The 18,277-nt window shown below is 58.5% G+C and carries 15 protein-coding genes; 8 read left to right on the plus strand and 7 right to left on the minus strand.

Annotated elements, in window-relative coordinates:
- Position 1: 1 nt before the first annotated feature.
- Positions 2 to 280: a cold shock domain-containing protein gene (locus JQ845_RS07340; protein WP_003447025.1), complete on the minus strand. Its 279-nt coding sequence runs from the start codon at positions 278 to 280 to the stop codon at positions 2 to 4.
- 225 nt (positions 281 to 505) lie between these two features.
- Here JQ845_RS07340 and clpS point away from each other — a divergent pair, with 225 nt between their 5' ends.
- Both clpS and clpA read left to right on the plus strand, forming a co-directional pair.
- Positions 506 to 868, plus strand: coding sequence for an ATP-dependent Clp protease adapter ClpS (gene clpS, locus JQ845_RS07345; protein ID WP_003447027.1), 363 nt, complete (start codon positions 506 to 508; stop codon positions 866 to 868).
- Between the two features lie 29 nt (positions 869 to 897).
- Complete coding sequence (gene clpA, locus JQ845_RS07350; protein WP_003447030.1) at positions 898 to 3,168, plus strand: ATP-dependent Clp protease ATP-binding subunit ClpA; 2,271 nt, start codon at positions 898 to 900, stop codon at positions 3,166 to 3,168.
- A 160-nt stretch (positions 3,169 to 3,328) separates the two neighbouring features.
- Here clpA and infA read toward each other — a convergent pair whose 3' ends face one another.
- The 3 genes from infA to aat form a co-directional block, all read right to left on the minus strand.
- Positions 3,329 to 3,547: a translation initiation factor IF-1 gene (gene infA / locus JQ845_RS07355; RefSeq protein WP_002553999.1), complete on the minus strand. Its 219-nt coding sequence runs from the start codon at positions 3,545 to 3,547 to the stop codon at positions 3,329 to 3,331.
- Between the two features lie 98 nt (positions 3,548 to 3,645).
- Positions 3,646 to 4,353: an arginyltransferase gene (locus JQ845_RS07360; protein WP_003447032.1), complete on the minus strand. Its 708-nt coding sequence runs from the start codon at positions 4,351 to 4,353 to the stop codon at positions 3,646 to 3,648.
- A gap of 96 nt (positions 4,354 to 4,449) precedes the next feature.
- A complete protein-coding gene (gene aat / locus JQ845_RS07365; RefSeq protein ID WP_203008817.1) occupies positions 4,450 to 5,136 on the minus strand; it encodes a leucyl/phenylalanyl-tRNA--protein transferase in 687 nt (228 codons plus the stop codon).
- Positions 5,137 to 5,508: 372 nt separating this feature from the next.
- Here aat and JQ845_RS07370 point away from each other — a divergent pair, with 372 nt between their 5' ends.
- The 6 genes from JQ845_RS07370 to cysG are packed head-to-tail and all read left to right on the plus strand — an operon-like array spanning position 5,509 to position 13,050.
- Positions 5,509 to 7,956: a DNA translocase FtsK gene (locus JQ845_RS07370; RefSeq protein ID WP_177412945.1), complete on the plus strand. Its 2,448-nt coding sequence runs from the start codon at positions 5,509 to 5,511 to the stop codon at positions 7,954 to 7,956.
- Between the two features lie 51 nt (positions 7,957 to 8,007).
- Positions 8,008 to 8,631, plus strand: a complete 624-nt coding sequence (gene lolA / locus JQ845_RS07375) for an outer membrane lipoprotein chaperone LolA (protein WP_203008818.1) — start codon at positions 8,008 to 8,010, stop codon at positions 8,629 to 8,631.
- Between the two features lie 30 nt (positions 8,632 to 8,661).
- On the plus strand, positions 8,662 to 9,987 hold the full coding sequence (locus JQ845_RS07380; RefSeq protein ID WP_203008819.1) for a replication-associated recombination protein A: 1,326 nt from the start codon (positions 8,662 to 8,664) through the stop codon (positions 9,985 to 9,987).
- Positions 9,984 to 10,358 (plus strand): fluoride efflux transporter CrcB, encoded by a 375-nt coding sequence (gene crcB / locus JQ845_RS07385; protein WP_003447042.1) that lies wholly within the window; start codon positions 9,984 to 9,986, stop codon positions 10,356 to 10,358. Before JQ845_RS07380 ends, crcB begins: the two co-directional genes overlap by 4 nt.
- Before the next feature lie 16 nt (positions 10,359 to 10,374).
- Complete coding sequence (gene serS, locus JQ845_RS07390) at positions 10,375 to 11,655, plus strand: serine--tRNA ligase (RefSeq protein ID WP_003447044.1); 1,281 nt, start codon at positions 10,375 to 10,377, stop codon at positions 11,653 to 11,655.
- On the plus strand, positions 11,656 to 13,050 hold the full coding sequence (cysG, locus tag JQ845_RS07395; protein ID WP_003447046.1) for a siroheme synthase CysG: 1,395 nt from the start codon (positions 11,656 to 11,658) through the stop codon (positions 13,048 to 13,050).
- Positions 13,051 to 13,257: 207 nt separating this feature from the next.
- Here cysG and JQ845_RS07400 read toward each other — a convergent pair whose 3' ends face one another.
- The 3 genes from JQ845_RS07400 to JQ845_RS07410 all read right to left on the minus strand — a co-directional run bounded on the left by JQ845_RS07400 (position 13,258) and on the right by JQ845_RS07410 (position 18,040).
- A complete protein-coding gene (locus JQ845_RS07400; protein ID WP_003447048.1) occupies positions 13,258 to 14,445 on the minus strand; it encodes an osmoprotectant NAGGN system M42 family peptidase in 1,188 nt (395 codons plus the stop codon).
- A 73-nt stretch (positions 14,446 to 14,518) separates the two neighbouring features.
- A complete protein-coding gene (gene ngg / locus JQ845_RS07405; protein WP_003447050.1) occupies positions 14,519 to 16,264 on the minus strand; it encodes an N-acetylglutaminylglutamine synthetase in 1,746 nt (581 codons plus the stop codon).
- 3 nt (positions 16,265 to 16,267) lie between these two features.
- Entirely contained in the window at positions 16,268 to 18,040 is a 1,773-nt protein-coding gene (locus JQ845_RS07410) for an N-acetylglutaminylglutamine amidotransferase (RefSeq protein ID WP_003447052.1), read from the minus strand.
- Between the last annotated feature and the right edge of the window lie 237 nt (positions 18,041 to 18,277).

The raw sequence follows: 18,277 nt of genomic DNA on the forward strand, positions 1-18,277 counted from the left end.
GTCAGGCCGGAAGGCTGCTGGCCTCTGGTTCGGTCACTGGCGAAAGCGCAATGGCTTTGGCGTCGGTAATCGCCACGGCATGCAGGCCTTTAGGGCCTTGGGTAATTTCGAAGCTTACGGGTTGGCCGGCTTTGAGTGTCTTGTAGCCGTCCATCTGAATGGCGGAAAAGTGGGCAAAAAAGTCGATTTCGTTACCGTCGTCATCTTTGCCTTCCTTGGCCTCTGTGTTGATAAAGCCGAAGCCTTTGGCATTGTTGAACCACTTGACCTTGCCTTGCATACTCATATCCCTCTGCTGCAAACGACTCCATCACTGGAGTATCATCCAGTTCTCTCGCACATGAACCACTAAATATGGTTGACTGCGCGGACCTTTATTCCCCACTGTGGGTTGCATTGGTTGTAACACCGTTTTACCGATAGTCAAGGTCACGCGGCGGCGCTGTTGAAATTTGACACGTTTGCCTCCATCACTGTAATCGATCAACGACGAACCTTTCTTTCCATGCATGCAATCAGCCAGACTCGACTAACATTCAATCAGGATCAGCCCGATTTTGATGGCGAAGACTCCGCTGGCTTGGCTGTGCAAGAGGCTAAGCCTGCGCTCCAGGCGCCGCCGATGTACAAGGTGGTTTTGTTTAACGATGACTACACACCCATGGATTTCGTTGTAGAAATACTTGAGGTGTTCTTTAACTTGAATCGCGAATTGGCGACCAAGGTCATGCTGGCCGTCCATACAGAAGGACGGGCTGTGTGCGGCATCTATACCCGCGACATTGCCGAGACCAAGGCGGCGCAGGTAAACCAGTACGCACGCGAAAGTCAGCATCCGCTACTCTGTGAAATCGAGAAGGACGGTTAACGCCGACCACTTGGGTATGAGGTGAAGCCATGTTAAATCGCGAGCTCGAAGTCACCCTCAATCTGGCCTTCAAGGAAGCCCGCTCCAAACGTCATGAATTCATGACGGTTGAGCACCTCCTTCTTGCGCTTTTGGATAATGAGGCGGCCGCAACCGTTCTACGCGCCTGTGGCGCAAACCTCGACAAACTCAAGCATGACCTGCAAGAGTTTATTGATTCCACGACTCCCCTTATCCCTGCCCACGATGAAGATCGCGAAACCCAGCCAACCCTGGGCTTCCAGCGCGTCTTGCAGCGTGCCGTATTCCATGTACAAAGCTCTGGCAAACGTGAGGTCACGGGTGCCAATGTACTGGTTGCGATTTTTAGCGAACAAGAAAGCCAGGCAGTGTTTCTGCTCAAGCAGCAGAGCGTTGCGCGTATTGATGTGGTCAACTTCATTGCCCATGGCATTTCCAAGGTCCCGGGGCAGGGCGATCACTCCGACGGCGAAAATGACATGCAGGACGAAGAGGGTGGCGAATCGTCGTCCTCAAGCAATCCGCTGGACGCCTATGCCAGTAATTTGAATGAGCTGGCTCGCCAGGGTCGTATCGATCCTCTGGTGGGGCGCGAAATGGAAGTTGAGCGTGTCGCCCAGATCCTGGCGCGTCGTCGCAAAAACAACCCATTGCTGGTCGGTGAGGCCGGAGTGGGTAAAACCGCAATTGCCGAAGGTCTGGCCAAGCGTATCGTCGACAATCAAGTGCCGGACTTGCTGGCTAACAGCATCGTCTATTCCCTTGATCTCGGCGCCTTGCTGGCTGGTACCAAGTACCGTGGTGATTTCGAGAAGCGTTTCAAGGCGTTGCTCGGCGAACTGAAAAAGCGTCCGCATGCGATTTTGTTTATCGACGAAATCCACACCATCATTGGTGCGGGCGCGGCCTCTGGTGGCGTTATGGACGCCTCCAACCTGCTTAAGCCGCTATTGTCCTCGGGTGATATCCGCTGTATCGGTTCGACGACGTTCCAGGAGTTTCGCGGGATCTTCGAAAAAGACCGGGCACTGGCGCGGCGCTTCCAGAAAGTCGATGTGTCCGAGCCTTCGGTTGAAGACACCATCGGTATCCTGCGTGGCCTCAAGGGCCGTTTCGAGCAGCATCACGGTATCGAATACAGTGATGAGGCCTTGCGCGCGGCGGCTGAGCTGGCTTCGCGCTACATCAACGATCGGCACATGCCGGACAAGGCGATTGATGTGATCGACGAGGCAGGGGCATATCAGCGCCTGCAGCCGGTGGAGAAGCGTGTAAAGCGCATCGAAGTGGAGCAGGTCGAAGATATCGTTGCGAAAATCGCCCGTATTCCTCCTAAGCACGTATCCAGTTCAGACAAGGAACTGCTGCGTAACCTGGAGCGGGATCTGAGAATGACCGTATTCGGTCAGGAAGCCGCTATTGATTCGTTGTCGACGGCGATCAAGCTGTCCCGTGCCGGCCTCAAGTCCCCTGACAAGCCTGTCGGCTCGTTCCTGTTCGCAGGTCCGACCGGGGTTGGTAAAACCGAAGCTGCCCGCCAGCTGGCCAAGGCTTTGGGGATCGAACTGGTACGTTTCGACATGTCCGAGTATATGGAGCGTCACACCGTGTCGCGCCTGATCGGTGCGCCTCCAGGGTATGTCGGTTTCGATCAGGGCGGCTTGCTGACGGAAGCCATCACCAAGCAGCCGCATTGCGTGCTGCTGCTCGATGAGATCGAGAAGGCTCACCCTGAGGTCTTTAACCTGCTGCTGCAGGTCATGGACCACGGTACGCTGACCGATAACAACGGGCGCAAGGCCGACTTCCGCAACGTGATCGTGATCATGACCACCAATGCGGGCGCCGAGACGGCTTCGCGGGCTTCCATCGGGTTCACGATTCAGGATCATGCTTCCGATGCAATGGAAGCGATCAAGAAGAGCTTTACTCCGGAGTTCCGTAACCGTCTGGACACCATTATTCAATTTGGTCGCCTCAGTCATGAGGTTATCAAGCATGTGGTGGACAAGTTCCTCACCGAGTTGCAGGCGCAGCTGGATGACAAGCACGTGCAACTGGTGGTGTCGGACGAGGCTCGTGGCTGGTTGGCTGCAGGGGGCTACGATGCGTTGATGGGTGCGCGCCCTATGGCGCGTCTGATCCAGGACAAGATCAAGCGTCCGCTGGCTGAAGAGATTCTCTTTGGTGAACTGGCCGATCATGGCGGCGTGGTACATATCGACCTGAAAGACGGCGAGCTGACCTTTGAGTTTGAAACTGCGGTAGAAATGGCTTGATGTGACATTGCTGCAAAAAAAAAGCGCCGAAAGGCGCTTTTTTTATGGGTGGACTGTTTATGGAGGCTGCGGCGCTAGGCCAGCTCGCTCCGGCAGGGGGTGGTCAAATCGCGGACACACAAAAACGCCCGGCAGAACCGGGCGTTTTGTATTGACTTGATTAACGAGCGCGGTAAGTGATGCGCCCTTTGCTCAAGTCATAGGGCGTCAGCTCGACGCGCACTTTGTCGCCGGTAAGAATACGAATGTAGTTCTTGCGCATCTTGCCGGAAATATGCGCGGTTACGACGTGCCCATTTTCCAACTCCACACGAAACATGGTGTTGGGCAGGGTGTCGACGACAGTGCCTTCCATTTCGAAGCTGTCTTCTTTCGACATGCAGTAAAGCCCTCGGTGTCCAATGAATGGCCCGGTGCAACTGCGCCAGGCAAAAGCGGCGTGCATTGTGCCCGAAAAATGGGGTTTAAGCCAAGGGTTCAGTTAACAGTGCTCCATCGCTGATTTATCAGCAGCTCTATCGGCCGATATTCAGTCTTGTAATTCATCTTTTTGCAGTTCTTGATCCAGTACCCCAAATACAGTGCATCCAGCCCCAGGCGCCTGGCTTCGGCGATCTGCCAGAGAATCCCGTATCGCCCCAGACTGCGGCGCTCTTCGGCAGGTTCGTAGAAGGTATAGACCGCCGATAAACCGTTGGGCAGTACGTCGGTCACGGCGACCGCCAACAGGCGTCCATCAAGGCGAAATTCGTAGAATGTAGAGAACGGCAGGTCGCGTACCAAAAAAGTCGAAAACTGGTCGCGGCTCGGTGGATACATGTCGCCATCGGCATGCCGCTGCTCGATATAGCGCTGATACAGACCAAAGTTCTCTTCGCTGAAGCCGGGTTTTACCGCTTGCACCTGCAGGTCGGCATTACGCTTGAAAATACGTTTTTGCTGGCGGTTGGGCATAAAGCGCGCGACAGGAATCCGCGCCGGGGTGCACGCATCGCACTTCAGGCAATGGGGACGATAGAGGTGATCACCACTGCGCCGGAAACCCATTTCGGACAAGTCGGCATAGACCTGCACATCCATCGGCTGGCTGGGGTCGAGGAACAGCGTGGTGGCTTGTTCATCGGGCAGGTAGCTGCAAACGTGAGGTTGAGTGGCATAAAACTTCAAACGCGCCAGCTCGGTCATGATGGGCCCTCGGGAAATCTTTTGAATTAAGTGTAAGCCAGTGCGCAAAACTCGCCTATAAAACCCTGCCTGCAATAACTGCAGCCAGCGACGAGGCTACAGAGGTGTGGCCCACGCAGCGGTTGAGGGTTGGTCCAGATGCTGGCGCAGGTAGTCGGCAAACTGTTGGCGCGGGATTGAGCGTGCACCCAGGCTTTCCAGATGATTGGTCGGCATTTGGCAATCAATCAGCACGAAACCCCAGGCCTGGAGTTGCCTGACCAGTGTGGCAAAGCCGAATTTTGAAGCGTTATCGGCCCGGCTGAACATGGACTCGCCAAAAAATAGCTTGCCCATTGCCAGGCCGTACAGGCCGCCGACCAGTGTGCCGTTATCCCAGACTTCCACCGAATGGGCGTGCCCGCGGGCGTGAAGTTCGGTGTAGGCGTTTTGCATGTCGTCGGTGATCCAGGTGCCATCCGCGTAACTGCGGGGTGCGGCGCAGGCCTGGATGACACTTGCGAAGTCACGATCAAAGCTCACCTGGTAGCGTTGCTGGCGCAAGAGTTTCCCCAGGCTGCGGGATACATGCAGTTCCTCGGGGAACAGCACTGTGCGCGGATCGGGCGACCACCAGAGAATGGGCTGGCCTTCGGAAAACCACGGAAAGCAGCCATGGCGGTAGGCCTGGATCAGGCGGTCGGCTGATAGATCGCCGCCCGCGGCCAAAAGCCCGTTGGGCTCGCGCATGGCTTTGGTAAGCGGCGGGAATGTCAGGGTGTCGCGTTTTAACCAGGTCAGCATGGCAATCCGTCTTGCGGGAGAAGGGGAGGGCGGTTGCAACTCTGTCGCGCAAATGCGGTCTCAGTCGATCTGCCAGTTAAATGTAAGCTCTGTTTTGACGGTGGTATAAGTCTTTGTCACAAAAGGTAATACATGCTCAAATTGGCGCTTCTCAGCCAGTCGCGCGCCGATTTTGCCCGCGCCTTGAGGCCACGTGGCATCAGCGGCTTAAACCCGTACAATGGCCCGCCTGTTTGAGCTGATCTAGACTGCACGGATGTCACTGCAGACTACTGCGGGTAATAGTACAAGGCTGTGTACAGCGCTGGTCAGTTTCATGTCGGAACTTGTCACCTGCTCAATATGGGCAGTACTTTGCAGTCAATTTAGTCAATTAATAGTTGGGCGCGCCAAAGGCGCAGGAAAAGACCCGTTTTGAAGAAATCCACAGCAGCAGCACCCAAAGCCGTTCCTCTCTGGCGTCAGCAATTGCACTACCGGCTCAAGGAAGGTGCATTGATCGCTATTGGCGCCCTATGCCTGTTCATGATCATGGCCTTGCTGACCTACGGCAAGGACGATCCCGGCTGGAGCCATAACAGCCGTGTAGTCGATGTGCAGAACTTCGGCGGACCTGCGGGCTCCTACAGCGCTGACATCCTGTTTATGGTGCTCGGTTACTTTGCCTACATCTTTCCGTTGCTGCTGGCGATCAAGGCCTGGCAGATCTTCCGTGAGCGGCATCAGCCCTGGCAGTGGAGCGGCCTGTTGTTCTCGTGGCGCCTGGTAGGTCTGATATTTCTGGTGCTCTCGGGCGCAGCCCTGGCCCATATCCACTTCCATTCGGCCGCAGGTTTGCCGGCTGGCGCGGGCGGTGCACTGGGCGAAAGCCTGGGTGATCTGGCCAAAAACGCACTGAACATCCAGGGCAGTACCTTGCTGCTGATTGCGTTGTTCCTGTTCGGGCTGACGGTGTTCACCGACCTGTCATGGTTCAAGGTCATGGACGTCACCGGCAAAATCACCCTCGATCTGTTTGAGCTGATCCAGGGCGCAGCCAATCGCTGGTGGTCGGACCGCAACGAGCGCAAACAGCTTGTTGCCCAGTTGCGTGAAGTCGACACCCGGGTCAGTGAAGTGGTCGCCCCAAGCGTGTCCGACAAGCGTGAACAGGCCAAGGCCAAGGAGCGCCTGATCGAGCGCGAACAGGCATTGACCAAGCACATGTCCGAGCGTGAGAAACACGTGCCGGCCGTCATCGCTCCGGCGCCGGCCAAAGTGCCCGAGCCGAGCAAGCGGGTCCAAAAAGAGAAGCAGGCACCGTTGTTTGTAGACAGCGCGGTTGAAGGCACCTTGCCGCCGATCTCTATTCTTGACCCGGCCGAGAAGAAACAACTCAATTACTCCCCTGAGTCCCTGGCGGCTGTAGGCCATCTGCTTGAAATCAAACTCAAGGAATTCGGGGTCGAAGTGTCGGTGGATTCGATCCACCCGGGCCCGGTGATCACCCGTTACGAAATTCAACCGGCGGCCGGGGTCAAGGTCAGCCGCATTGCCAACCTGGCCAAGGACCTGGCGCGCTCGCTGGCGGTGACCAGCGTACGGGTGGTTGAAGTCATTCCGGGCAAAACCACCGTGGGTATCGAAATCCCCAACGAAGACCGCCAGATCGTGCGGTTCTCTGAAGTGCTGTCGACCCCCGAGTTTGATGACGCCAAGTCTCCAGTCACCCTGGCGTTGGGCCACGATATTGGTGGCAAACCGGTGATTACCGACCTGGCCAAGATGCCGCACTTGCTGGTGGCCGGTACCACCGGTTCCGGTAAGTCCGTAGGCGTGAACGCCATGATTTTGTCGATTTTGTTCAAGTCGGGCCCGGAAGACGCCAAGCTGATCATGATCGACCCGAAAATGCTTGAACTGTCGATCTATGAAGGCATTCCGCATTTGCTGTGCCCTGTGGTCACGGACATGAAAGATGCGGCTAACGCCCTGCGCTGGAGCGTTGCCGAGATGGAGCGGCGCTACAAGTTGATGGCCAAGATGGGGGTGCGAAACCTCGCGGGCTTCAACCAGAAGATCAAGGATGCCGAGGCTGCCGGCGAGCCGCTGACCGATCCGCTGTACAAGCGCGAAAGCATCCATGACGAAGCGCCGCTGCTGGTCAAGTTGCCCACCATCGTGGTGGTGGTCGACGAATTTGCCGACATGATGATGATCGTCGGTAAGAAGGTCGAAGAACTGATTGCCCGTATCGCCCAGAAAGCGCGGGCTGCGGGTATTCACCTGATCCTCGCCACCCAGCGTCCGTCGGTGGATGTGATCACCGGTCTGATCAAGGCCAACATTCCGACCCGTATGGCGTTCCAGGTGTCGAGCAAGATCGACTCGCGCACCATTATCGACCAGGGTGGTGCCGAACAACTGCTGGGCCATGGCGACATGCTCTACATGCCGCCCGGCACCAGCCTGCCGATTCGTGTACACGGCGCGTTCGTCTCGGACGAAGAAGTGCACCGTGTGGTTGAAGCCTGGAAGCTGCGTGGCAGCCCTGATTACAACGACGACATCCTGGCCGGCGTTGAAGAGCCGGGTAGCGGCTTTGATGGCGGCAGCAGTGAGGGCAGTGACGACGCTGAAACCGATGCCTTGTATGACGAGGCGGTTCAGTTTGTACTCGAAAGCCGTCGTGCCTCGATCTCTGCAGTGCAGCGCAAGCTGAAAATTGGATATAACCGGGCCGCTCGCATGATCGAGTCCATGGAAATGGCCGGGGTTGTCACGTCAATGAATACCAATGGCTCGCGTGAAGTGCTGGCGCCGGCCCCAATGCGCGACTGATTTGCCTGCGGGCATTCGCGAGCAGCGTTCAACTAATCAATGAGGATTTCCATGCGTTTTGTCAGCATGCTTTTGCTGCCGGTATTGGCCTTTACTGCATTTTCGGCCAGTGCTGCCCAGCCTGATGTTCAGAGTTTGACCAACCTTCTGGAAAAGTCGAAAACCCTGACCGCCCGTTTTTCGCAGATGACCCTCGATGGCAGCGGCACGCAGTTGCAGGAGACCGCAGGTGAAATGGCGCTGCAACGCCCGGGCCTGTTCTACTGGCATACCGATGCGCCTCAAGAACAGGCCATGATTTCCGATGGTCAGAAAGTGACCCTGTGGGACCCGGACCTGGAGCAGGTGACGATCAAGAAGCTTGATCAGCGTCTGACCCAGACCCCGGCCTTGCTGCTCTCGGGCGATGTGTCGAAAATCAGCGAAAGCTTTGATATTTCCTCCAGGCAAGCCGGAGAAGTCATCGACTTCGTGCTCAAGCCGAAGACCAAAGACACGTTGTTCGACTCGCTGAGCCTGTCCTTCCGCAAGGGCGTGATCAACAACATGCGCCTGGTCGACAGCGTGGGTCAGCGTACCGACATCCTGTTCAACGGGGTCAAGGCCAACGAACCGATCCCGGCCTCCAAATTCAAGTTCGATATCCCGAAAGGGGCTGATGTCATCCAGGAGTAATCCCGGACCAAGAGGTTTCAAACGCTGCCCATGGATTTGTTTCGTAGTGCTCCCATCGCTCAACCCCTGGCTGCCCGCCTGCGTGCAGCCAATCTGGATGAGTACGTCGGTCAGGAACACCTGCTGGCGCGCGGCAAGCCCCTGCGCGAAGCGCTGGAGCAGGGGGCACTGCATTCGATGATTTTCTGGGGGCCGCCGGGGGTGGGTAAAACCACCCTGGCGCGCTTGCTGGCGGAAGTGTCCGATGCGCATTTTGAAACGGTTTCGGCAGTACTGGCGGGGTTAAAGGAAATTCGCCAGGCGGTTGAGATCGCCAGGCAGCAAGCCGGCCAGTACGGGCGGCGGACCATCCTGTTTGTCGACGAAGTACATCGCTTCAACAAGTCGCAGCAGGATGCGTTTTTACCTTATGTCGAAGATGGCACCTTGATCTTCATTGGCGCCACCACAGAAAACCCCTCCTTTGAATTGAACAACGCACTGCTGTCGCGGGCGCGGGTATACGTACTCAAAAGTCTCGATGAAGCGGCCATGCTCAAGCTGGTGCAGCGCGCATTGACTGAAGACAAGGGCCTGGGCAAGCGTGGTCTGACCCTCAGTGATGAAGGCTTCCAGACATTGCTGCGGGCCGCCGATGGCGATGGCCGACGCTTGCTCAACCTGCTTGAAAACGCTTCGGACCTGGCTGAAGACAACAGCGAAATCGGCATCGATTTGCTGCACAGCCTGCTGGGCGACACTCAGCGCCGTTTCGACAAGGGCGGCGAGGCGTTTTACGACCAGATCTCGGCATTGCATAAATCGGTACGCGGCTCCAACCCGGATGCCTCGCTGTACTGGTTTGCGCGAATGATCGATGGCGGCTGCGATCCGCTGTACATCGCCCGACGCGTGGTGCGCATGGCCAGTGAAGATATCGGTAATGCCGACCCGCGGGCCTTGAGCCTGTGTCTGGCGGCCTGGGACGTGCAAGAACGTCTGGGGAGTCCGGAAGGCGAACTGGCAGTGGCCCAGGCCATCACTTATCTGGCCTGTGCGCCCAAGAGCAACGCGGTGTACATGGCCTTCAAGGCCGCACGGCGTGCCGTTGCCGAAGACGGTTCCCGTGAAGTGCCGCTGCATTTGCGCAACGCGCCGACCAAGTTGATGAAACAACTGGGCTATGGCGACGAGTACCGTTACGCCCATGACGAGCCGGACGCCTATGCCGCCGGCGAAGATTACTTTCCGGACGAGCTGGAGCCATTGCAGCTTTATCAGCCGGTACCCCGCGGGCTGGAGCTTAAAATCGGCGAAAAGCTCAGGCACCTGGCAGCGCTTGATCAGGCGAGCCCGATACGGCGGAGAAAACCTTGATTCCACTGATTGTTGCCGTCTCTGTGGGCGGCATTGCGGGAACCTTGTTGCGTTTCGCCACGGGTAACTGGATTAATGCCAATTGGCCCAGGCACTTCTATACCGCGACATTGGCCGTTAATATCGTGGGCTGCCTGCTGATTGGCGTCCTGTACGGACTTTTTTTGATACGCCCTGAAGTGCCGATTGAAGTCCGAGCCGGACTGATGGTGGGTTTTCTGGGCGGTTTGACCACATTTTCATCCTTTTCACTGGACACGGTGCGCCTGCTTGAAAGCGGGCAAGTGCCACTGGCACTGGGCTATGCGGCCCTCAGCGTGTTCGGTGGGCTGCTCGCCACCTGGGCTGGCCTGTCCTTGACCAAACTTTGATAAACGAGAAACCGACATGCTCGATTCCAAACTGTTACGTACCAACCTGCAGGACGTAGCGGATCGCCTGGCATCCCGTGGCTACAAGCTGGACGTGGCGCGCATCGACGCGCTGGAAGCCAAGCGTAAAGAAGTCCAGACCCTGACCGAGAAGCTTCAGGCCGAGCGCAATGCCATTTCCAAAAGCATTGGCCAGGCCAAGGCTCGCGGTGAAGATATCGCGCCACTGATGGCCAGTGTTGAAACCATGGGCAGCGATCTGGCCAGTGGCAAGGTCGAGCTGGACGCCATCCAGACCGAGCTGGACTCGATCCTGCTGAGCCTGCCGAACCTGCCGGACGCCTCCGTGCCGGTCGGTGCCGATGAAGACGACAATGTCGAAATCCGCCGCTGGGGAACGCCGACTGCCTTCGATTTTGAAATCAAGGACCACGTCGCCCTTGGCGAGCAGTACGGCTGGCTGGATTTCGAAACCGCCGCCAAATTGTCCGGTGCCCGCTTTGCCTTGCTGCGCGGGCCTATCGCTCGCCTGCACCGCGCACTGGCGCAGTTCATGATCAACCTGCACACCGGCGAGCACGGCTACGAAGAGGCTTACACGCCTTATCTGGTCCAGGCCCCGGCGCTGCAAGGCACTGGCCAGCTGCCCAAGTTCGAAGAAGAGCTGTTCAAGATCAGCCGCGAAGGCGAAGCCGATTTTTATCTGATCCCGACCGCTGAAGTGACCTTGACCAACATCGTTGCCGGCGAAATCGTCGAGCACAAATCCCTGCCGATCAAGTTTGTGGCGCACACCCCGTGCTTCCGCAGCGAGGCCGGGGCTTCGGGTCGTGATACCCGCGGCATGATCCGTCAGCACCAGTTCGACAAGGTTGAAATGGTCCAGATCGTTGAGCCTTCCACCTCGATGGACGCGCTGGAAGGTCTGGTTGGCAACGCTGAAAAAGTGCTGCAACTGCTGGAACTGCCATACCGCACGCTGGCGCTGTGCACCGGCGACATGGGCTTCAGCGCAATTAAAACCTACGATCTGGAAGTGTGGATCCCGAGCCAGGACAAGTACCGCGAAATTTCGTCGTGCTCCAACTGTGGCGATTTCCAGGCCCGCCGTATGCAAGCGCGTTTCCGTAATCCGGAAACCGGCAAGCCGGAACTGGTCCACACCCTCAACGGTTCGGGTCTGGCTGTAGGCCGCACCCTGGTAGCGGTGCTGGAAAACTACCAGCAGGCAGACGGCTCGATCCGTGTGCCAGAAGTGCTCAAGCCCTACATGGGCGGCATCGAGGTCATCGGCTAAATGGAGTTTCTGCCGCTGTTTCATAACCTGCGTGGCAGCCGTGTACTGGTGGTCGGCGGCGGGGAGATTGCCCTGCGCAAATCCCGGCTGCTGGCCGATGCCGGTGCGCTACTGCGGGTTGTCGCACCCGCCATCGAGCCCCAGTTGTGCGAATTGATTAACAGCAGCGGCGGCGAACAGGTGTTGCGTGGCTATGTTGAGGCGGACCTTGAAGGGTGTGTCCTGATCATTGCCGCAACCGACGATGAGCCGCTCAATGCGCAAGTTTCCGCTGATGCCCACCGCCGCTGTGTGCCGGTCAATGTGGTGGATGCACCTGCCTTGTGCAGCGTGATCTTCCCCGCCATTGTCGACCGCTCCCCGCTGGTGATTGCCGTTTCCAGTGGTGGCGACGCGCCGGTGCTGGCGCGCTTGATTCGCGCCAAGATTGAAACCTGGATTCCCTCGACCTACGGTCAACTGGCCGGCCTTGCAGCGCGTTTTCGCACCCAGGTCAAAGGCTTGTTTCCTGATGTGCAGCAGCGTCGCGGGTTCTGGGAAGACGTTTTCCAGGGCCCGATTGCTGACCGGCAACTGGCCGGGCAGGGCGCTGAAGCAGAGCGTTTGCTGCTGGCCAAGATCAATGGCGAAGCGGCCATCACTACCGGTGAGGTTTACCTGGTGGGTGCCGGCCCGGGCGATCCGGACCTGCTGACCTTTCGCGCGTTGCGTCTGATGCAGCAAGCAGATGTGGTGCTCTACGACCGATTGGTAGCTCCGGCGATTCTTGAACTGTGCCGTCGCGATGCCGAGCGTATTTATGTCGGCAAGCGCCGCGCCGATCACGCCGTGCCGCAAGACCAGATCAACCGCCAATTGGTGGATCTGGCCAGACAGGGCAAGCGTGTGGTCCGGCTCAAGGGTGGCGATCCGTTCATCTTTGGTCGTGGTGGTGAAGAGATCGAAGAGCTGGCGGCCCATGGCATTGCGTTCCAGGTGGTACCGGGTATCACGGCAGCCAGCGGTTGTTCAGCCTATGCCGGCATCCCCCTGACCCATCGCGACTACGCGCAGTCCGTGCGTTTTGTGACGGGGCACCTGAAGGACGGCACCAGCAATTTGCCCTGGAGTGACCTGGTCGCTCCGGCGCAAACACTGGTGTTCTACATGGGGCTGGTCGGTTTGCCGATCATCTGCGAACAGCTGATCGCCCATGGCCGTTCCCCAGACACTCCGGCTGCGCTGATCCAGCAAGGCACCACGGCCAATCAGCGGGTGTTTACCGGCACGCTCAGTGACTTGCCCAAGCTGGTGGCCGATCACGAAGTCCATGCACCTACCCTGGTGATTGTGGGCGAAGTGGTATTGCTGCGTAAGAAGCTTGCATGGTTCGAAGGCGCACAGTCTCAGGTATAAACGCCAATTTCCTGTAGGAGCGAGCTTTTGCGCGTGTTAACGAACAGCTCGCGAGCAAGCTCGCTCCTACGGTGACTTGCGTTTGGCGCCGGTTATCTCCACCGCTTTGTGTATGTGCATCAGAAGCTGGCATGGTTTGAAAACTGTAGGAGCGAGCTGTCCAGCGCTGTCACATACAGCTCGCTCCTGCAGGGGATCTGCGTTTATTCAGCTGCGGTTATCTCCCACCAGACTCTCTACCGACGGCACCCGGGTATCGCTTTCCATTTGCGCGTCATGCTCGATCTGGTGGCTGAAGCGATCCAGTGAACCCTGGGCAGGCTGCGCGTCACTGGCAAATACCGGCGGGCTCAGGATGTAAGCACCGAGCAATCGGCTCAACGCCGCCAGGCTGTCGATATGGGTTCGCTCATAACCGTGGGTCGCGTCACAACCGAATGCCAGCAAGGCGCAACGGATGTCATGCCCGGCGGTCACCGCCGAATGCGCATCGCTGAAGTAGTAACGGAACATATCGCGGCGTACCGGCAGCTCGTTTTCGGCGGCCAGGCCCAGCAAGTGCCGCGACAAGTGATAGTCGTACGGCCCCCCCGAATCCTGCATCGCCACACTCACGGCGTGTTCGCTGGAATGCTGACCCGGTGCCACCGGGGCAATATCAATCCCGACGAATTCGCTAACATCCCATGGCAAAGCCGCAGCCGCACCGCTACCGGTTTCTTCGGTGATGGTGAACAGTGGATGGCAGTCAATCAACGGTTGTACACCGCTGTCGACAATGGCCTTCAAGGCCGCGAGCAAGGCCGCTACACCCGCCTTGTCGTCCAGATGCCGGGCACTGATATGGCCGCTTTCGGTGAATTCCGGCAGCGGGTCAAACGCGACATAGTCGCCAATATTCACCCCCAGTGAGTCGCAATCTGCGCGAGTCGCGCAGTAGGCATCCAGGCGTAACTCAATGTGGTCCCAACTGATCGGCAGTTCATCCACCCCGGTGTTGAATGCATGCCCTGAAGCCATCAGAGGCAGGACACTGCCGCGAATCACTCCGTTGTCGGTAAACAGACTGACACGGCTGCCCTCGGCAAAGCGGCTGGACCAGCAACCCACAGGCGCCAGGATCAACCGTCCGTTGTCCTTGATCGCCCGTACGCTGGCGCCGATGGTGTCCAGATGCGCCGAAACGGCGCGATCCGGGCTGTTTTTCTGACCTTTGAGGGTCGCGCGCAACGTGCCGCGACGGGTCAGTTCAAAAGGAATGCCCAGCTCATCCAGGCGTTCGGCCACATAGCGCACGATGGTGTCGGTAAAACCGGTGGGGCTGGGAATGGCGAGCATTTCCAGGAGTACCCGTTGCAGGTAGTCGAGATCGGGTTCAGGGATGGTGCGATTCATAATGACTCCTGAGGTGAGGCCCGCCGCATCGCTGCGATGCGGCGGGTTCCGGGTGACGTTCAGCGACGGTACTTCAGGGTGCCGGCTGACTGTGCGGGAACAACAAATCGATGAAGCGTTCGGCGGTGGGTTGTGGCTCGTGATTGGCAAGACCGGCCCGTTCGTTGGCTTCGATAAACACGTACTCGGGCTGATCGGCAGCCACCACCATCAAGTCCAGCCCGACCACCGGAATATCCAGCGCCCGTGCTGCACGGACTGCAGCGTCGGCCAGCACCGGGTGCAGAATGTCGGTCACGTCTTCAAGGCAGCCACCGGTGTGCAGGTTGGCCGTTCGGCGCACGTTCACTATCTGGCCAGTTGGCACAATACTGTCGTACTCGAAGCCCGCCGCCTGTACTGCGCGCAGGGTTTCGCCATCCAGCGGGATACGGCTTTCACCCTGGGTTGCGGCCTGGCGCCGTCGGCTTTGCGCTTCGATCAACTGGTCAACGCGGTGCAGGCCGTCACCAATAACCTGAGCAGGTCGGCGGATGGCGGCGGCGACCACTTCAAAGCCGATCACCACAATGCGCAGATCGAGGCCTTCGTGGAAGCTTTCGAGCAAGACCCGGCTATCAAACCCGCGGGCCGTTTCAATGGCCTGCTGCACCTGTTCGATGGTTTCCAGATCCACCGCCACCCCATTGCCCTGTTCGCCATCCACAGGTTTGACCACCACCCGCGAGTGCTGCTCGAGAAACGCCAGATTGTCATCGGCATCGCTCGCCAGTTGCTGGCTCGGCACGTTCAGTCCCGTTTGGCTCAATACCTTGTGGGTCAGGCATTTGTCCTGACACAGGCTCATGCTGATAGCGCTGGTCAAATCACTGAGTGATTCGCGGCAACGAATCCGTCGGCCGCCGTGGCTGAGGGTGAAAAGCCCGGCGCCAGCGTCATCGATCTGGACATCGATCCCGCGTTTGTAGGCCTCTTCAACCAGGATCCGCGCGTAAGGGTTGAGGCCGGCTTCGGGCCCCGGCCCCAGAAACAGCGGTTGGTTGATGCCGTTTTTGCGTTTGATGGTGAAGGTCGACAGGTTGCGAAAGCCCAGCTTGCTGTAGAGGCTCTTGGCCTGGGCGTTGTCGTGCAGCACGGACAAGTCGAGATAGCTCAGGCCCCGGCTCATGAAGTGCTCGATCAAATGGCGCACCAGCACTTCACCCACTCCGGGACGAGAGCACTGTGGATCGACTGCCAGGCACCACAGGCTGCTGCCGTTTTCAGGGTCATGAAACGCCGTGTGGTGGTTCAAGCCCATCACACTGCCAATCACCGTGCCCGTGGCTTCATCTTCGGCGATCCAGTACACCGGCCCGCCCTGGTGGCGTGCGGTCAGCAGCTGCGGGTCGATGGGCAGCATATTGCGCGCCTGATACAGCGTGTTGACCGCATTCCAGTCAGCCTCACTTTGCACCCGGCGGATGCGGAACCCGCGGAACACCCTTGTGGCCGGGCGGTAGTCGGTAAACCACAGGCGCAAGGTGTCTGAGGGGTCGAGAAACAGCTGCTGCGGTGATTGCGCCAACACTTGCTGGGGCGCTGCAACGTAGAGCGCGATATCTCGCTCGCCGGTTTGCTCGTTCAGCAACTCGTTGGCCAGGCTGGCAGGATCAGGAAAGGTATGCCCGATCAGCAGTCGCCCCCAGCCGCAATGGATGGCCATGGGCTCTGCGCCCGGTTCACTGCCATCTTCGGCAAAACGGGCCTGCAGGCGTTCATAAGACGGCGCCTGGCCGCGTAACAAACGCTGGCTGTAGGCCGTAGCGAGGGGTTTCATTGATTAGATTCCTTGTTCGCTCAACCACAGGTTCAAAGCAGCCAGTTGCCACAGCTTGGAACCATTGAGGGGTGTCAGTTGACCTTGCGGGTTGGTCAGTAGCTGATCGAGCATGGCGGGTTGAAACAGCCCTCGATCCTGGCTCGGGTCCAGCAGCAGGTCGCGCACCCAATCAAGGGTATTGCCTTGCAGATGCTTGAGACCGGGCACCGGAAAGTAACCTTTTTTGCGGTCGATCACTTCACTGGGGATAACCAGTCGTGCGGCTTCCTTGAGCACCTGCTTGCCGCCATCGGGCAGCTTGAAGCGTGCGGGAATTCGCGCCGAAAGTTCGGCCAGCCGGTAGTCGAGAAATGGCGTGCGGGCTTCAAGGCCCCAGGCCATGGTCATGTTGTCGACCCGTTTGACCGGGTCATCCACCAGCATCACCGTGCTGTCCAGGCGCAAGGCCTTGTCCACTCCGGCATTCGCCCCCGGTTGGGCGAAATGCTCGCGTACATAATCGCCGGCCGCGTCATTGGCCGTCAGCCAGCGGGGCTGCACTGTGGCTTTGTATTCGTCATAACTGCGGTCGAAGAAGGCTTCACGGTAAGCGGCGTATGGATCGCTGGCGCCGTCGACTTGCGGGTACCAGTGATAACCGGCGAACAGCTCGTCAGCACCCTGACCGCTCTGCACCACCTTGCAATGTTTGGCCACTTCGCGAGACAGCAAATAAAAGGCGATGCAGTCGTGGCTGACCATCGGCTCGCTCATGGCGCGGAAGGCCGCCGGCAGTTGCTCGATGATTTCATGTTCGCCAATGCGCAGTTGGTGATGGCGAGTGCCGTAATGCCTGGCGATCAAGTCCGAATACTGGAATTCGTCCCCGCGTTCGCCGCCTGCGTCCTCAAAGCCGATGGAAAAAGTCGACAGGTCCTGTACCCCAACATCCCGCAGCAAGCCCACCAGCAAGCTGGAGTCGACGCCGCCCGAGAGCAGCACGCCAACATCCACGGCAGCGCGCTGGCGAATGGCTACGGCCTCGCGGGTGCTGTCCAGAACGCGGTCGCGCCAGTCTTCCAGGGTCAGATTTTGCTCATCGGCGTGGGGCCCGTAGGGCAGGGTCCACCAGGTTTTTTGCTCGGTCTGCCCATTGGCCTTGATCCGCATCCAAGTGGCCGGCGGCAGTTTTTCGATACCGGCAATCAGGGTACGCGGTGCAGGCACCACGGCATGGAAATTCAGGTAGTGATTGAGTGCGACCGGGTCGAGCATCGGGCTGATATCACCGCCCTTGAGCAGTGCCGGCAGAGTCGAGGCAAAGCGCAGGCGTTCGCCGGTCCGCGACAAGTACAGCGGCTTTACGCCCAGGCGGTCGCGGGCTATGAACAGCGACTGGCTGTCACGCTCCCAGATGGCAAAGGCAAACATGCCATTGAGCTTGGGCAGTAACGCTTCGCCCCAGGCGTGATAGCCCTTGAGCAGCACTTCGGTGTCACCGTCGGAGTAAAACCCGTAGCCGAGGCTTTCGAGCTCGGCCCGCAGTTCGGGGAAATTATAAATGGCGCCGTTGAACGCCAGGGACAAACCCAGTTGGCTGTCGACCATCGGCTGCGCCGAGCCGTCTGACAGGTCCATGATTTTCAGCCTGCGGTGGCCGAGGGCTATCGGTCCCTGACTGTGAAAACCCCAGGCGTCGGGCCCACGGGGTGCCAGGTGATGGGTGATGCGTTCGATGGCTGCCAGGTCGGCAGGTTGATGATCAAAACGTAACTCTCCAGCTAATCCGCACATGTTGCTTTAACCCTTTCAAAGCCGGGCCTGTCGCGCTACTGCTGCTGTTCAAGCAGGATTTTTCTACGCTTTCGCAGCATGTCAGGCGTCTCAACTCCTCTCAGTTGATCGGGAGAGGTGATCCACCTGGCATCGGTTGCAAGCAGTATCGGAACGCTATGCCCTGGCATTGCAAAATGCTGATAACCAGTAGCGTTCAGGCCCTGTTTCGGATCGGACATAGCGCTCTGACCTGTC

It is taken from the genome of Pseudomonas paraversuta (genome assembly GCF_904063065.1).
GTDB classification, from domain to species: domain Bacteria; phylum Pseudomonadota; class Gammaproteobacteria; order Pseudomonadales; family Pseudomonadaceae; genus Aquipseudomonas; species Aquipseudomonas paraversuta.

What these genes read in the sequence shown, in the direction of transcription:
- JQ845_RS07340 (WP_003447025.1), bottom strand. Translation starts at nt 280, where the DNA reads ATGCAAGGCAAGGTCAAGTGGTTCAACAATGCCAAAGGCTTCGGCTTT.
- clpS (WP_003447027.1), top strand. Translation starts at nt 506, where the DNA reads ATGCATGCAATCAGCCAGACTCGACTAACATTCAATCAGGATCAGCCC.
- clpA (WP_003447030.1), top strand. Translation starts at nt 898, where the DNA reads ATGTTAAATCGCGAGCTCGAAGTCACCCTCAATCTGGCCTTCAAGGAA.
- infA (WP_002553999.1), bottom strand. Translation starts at nt 3,547, where the DNA reads ATGTCGAAAGAAGACAGCTTCGAAATGGAAGGCACTGTCGTCGACACC.
- JQ845_RS07360 (WP_003447032.1), bottom strand. Translation starts at nt 4,353, where the DNA reads ATGACCGAGCTGGCGCGTTTGAAGTTTTATGCCACTCAACCTCACGTT.
- aat (WP_203008817.1), bottom strand. Translation starts at nt 5,136, where the DNA reads ATGCTGACCTGGTTAAAACGCGACACCCTGACATTCCCGCCGCTTACC.
- lolA (WP_203008818.1), top strand. Translation starts at nt 8,008, where the DNA reads ATGCGTTTTGTCAGCATGCTTTTGCTGCCGGTATTGGCCTTTACTGCA.
- JQ845_RS07380 (WP_203008819.1), top strand. Translation starts at nt 8,662, where the DNA reads ATGGATTTGTTTCGTAGTGCTCCCATCGCTCAACCCCTGGCTGCCCGC.
- serS (WP_003447044.1), top strand. Translation starts at nt 10,375, where the DNA reads ATGCTCGATTCCAAACTGTTACGTACCAACCTGCAGGACGTAGCGGAT.
- cysG (WP_003447046.1), top strand. Translation starts at nt 11,656, where the DNA reads ATGGAGTTTCTGCCGCTGTTTCATAACCTGCGTGGCAGCCGTGTACTG.
- JQ845_RS07400 (WP_003447048.1), bottom strand. Translation starts at nt 14,445, where the DNA reads ATGAATCGCACCATCCCTGAACCCGATCTCGACTACCTGCAACGGGTA.
- ngg (WP_003447050.1), bottom strand. Translation starts at nt 16,264, where the DNA reads ATGAAACCCCTCGCTACGGCCTACAGCCAGCGTTTGTTACGCGGCCAG.
- JQ845_RS07410 (WP_003447052.1), bottom strand. Translation starts at nt 18,040, where the DNA reads ATGTGCGGATTAGCTGGAGAGTTACGTTTTGATCATCAACCTGCCGAC.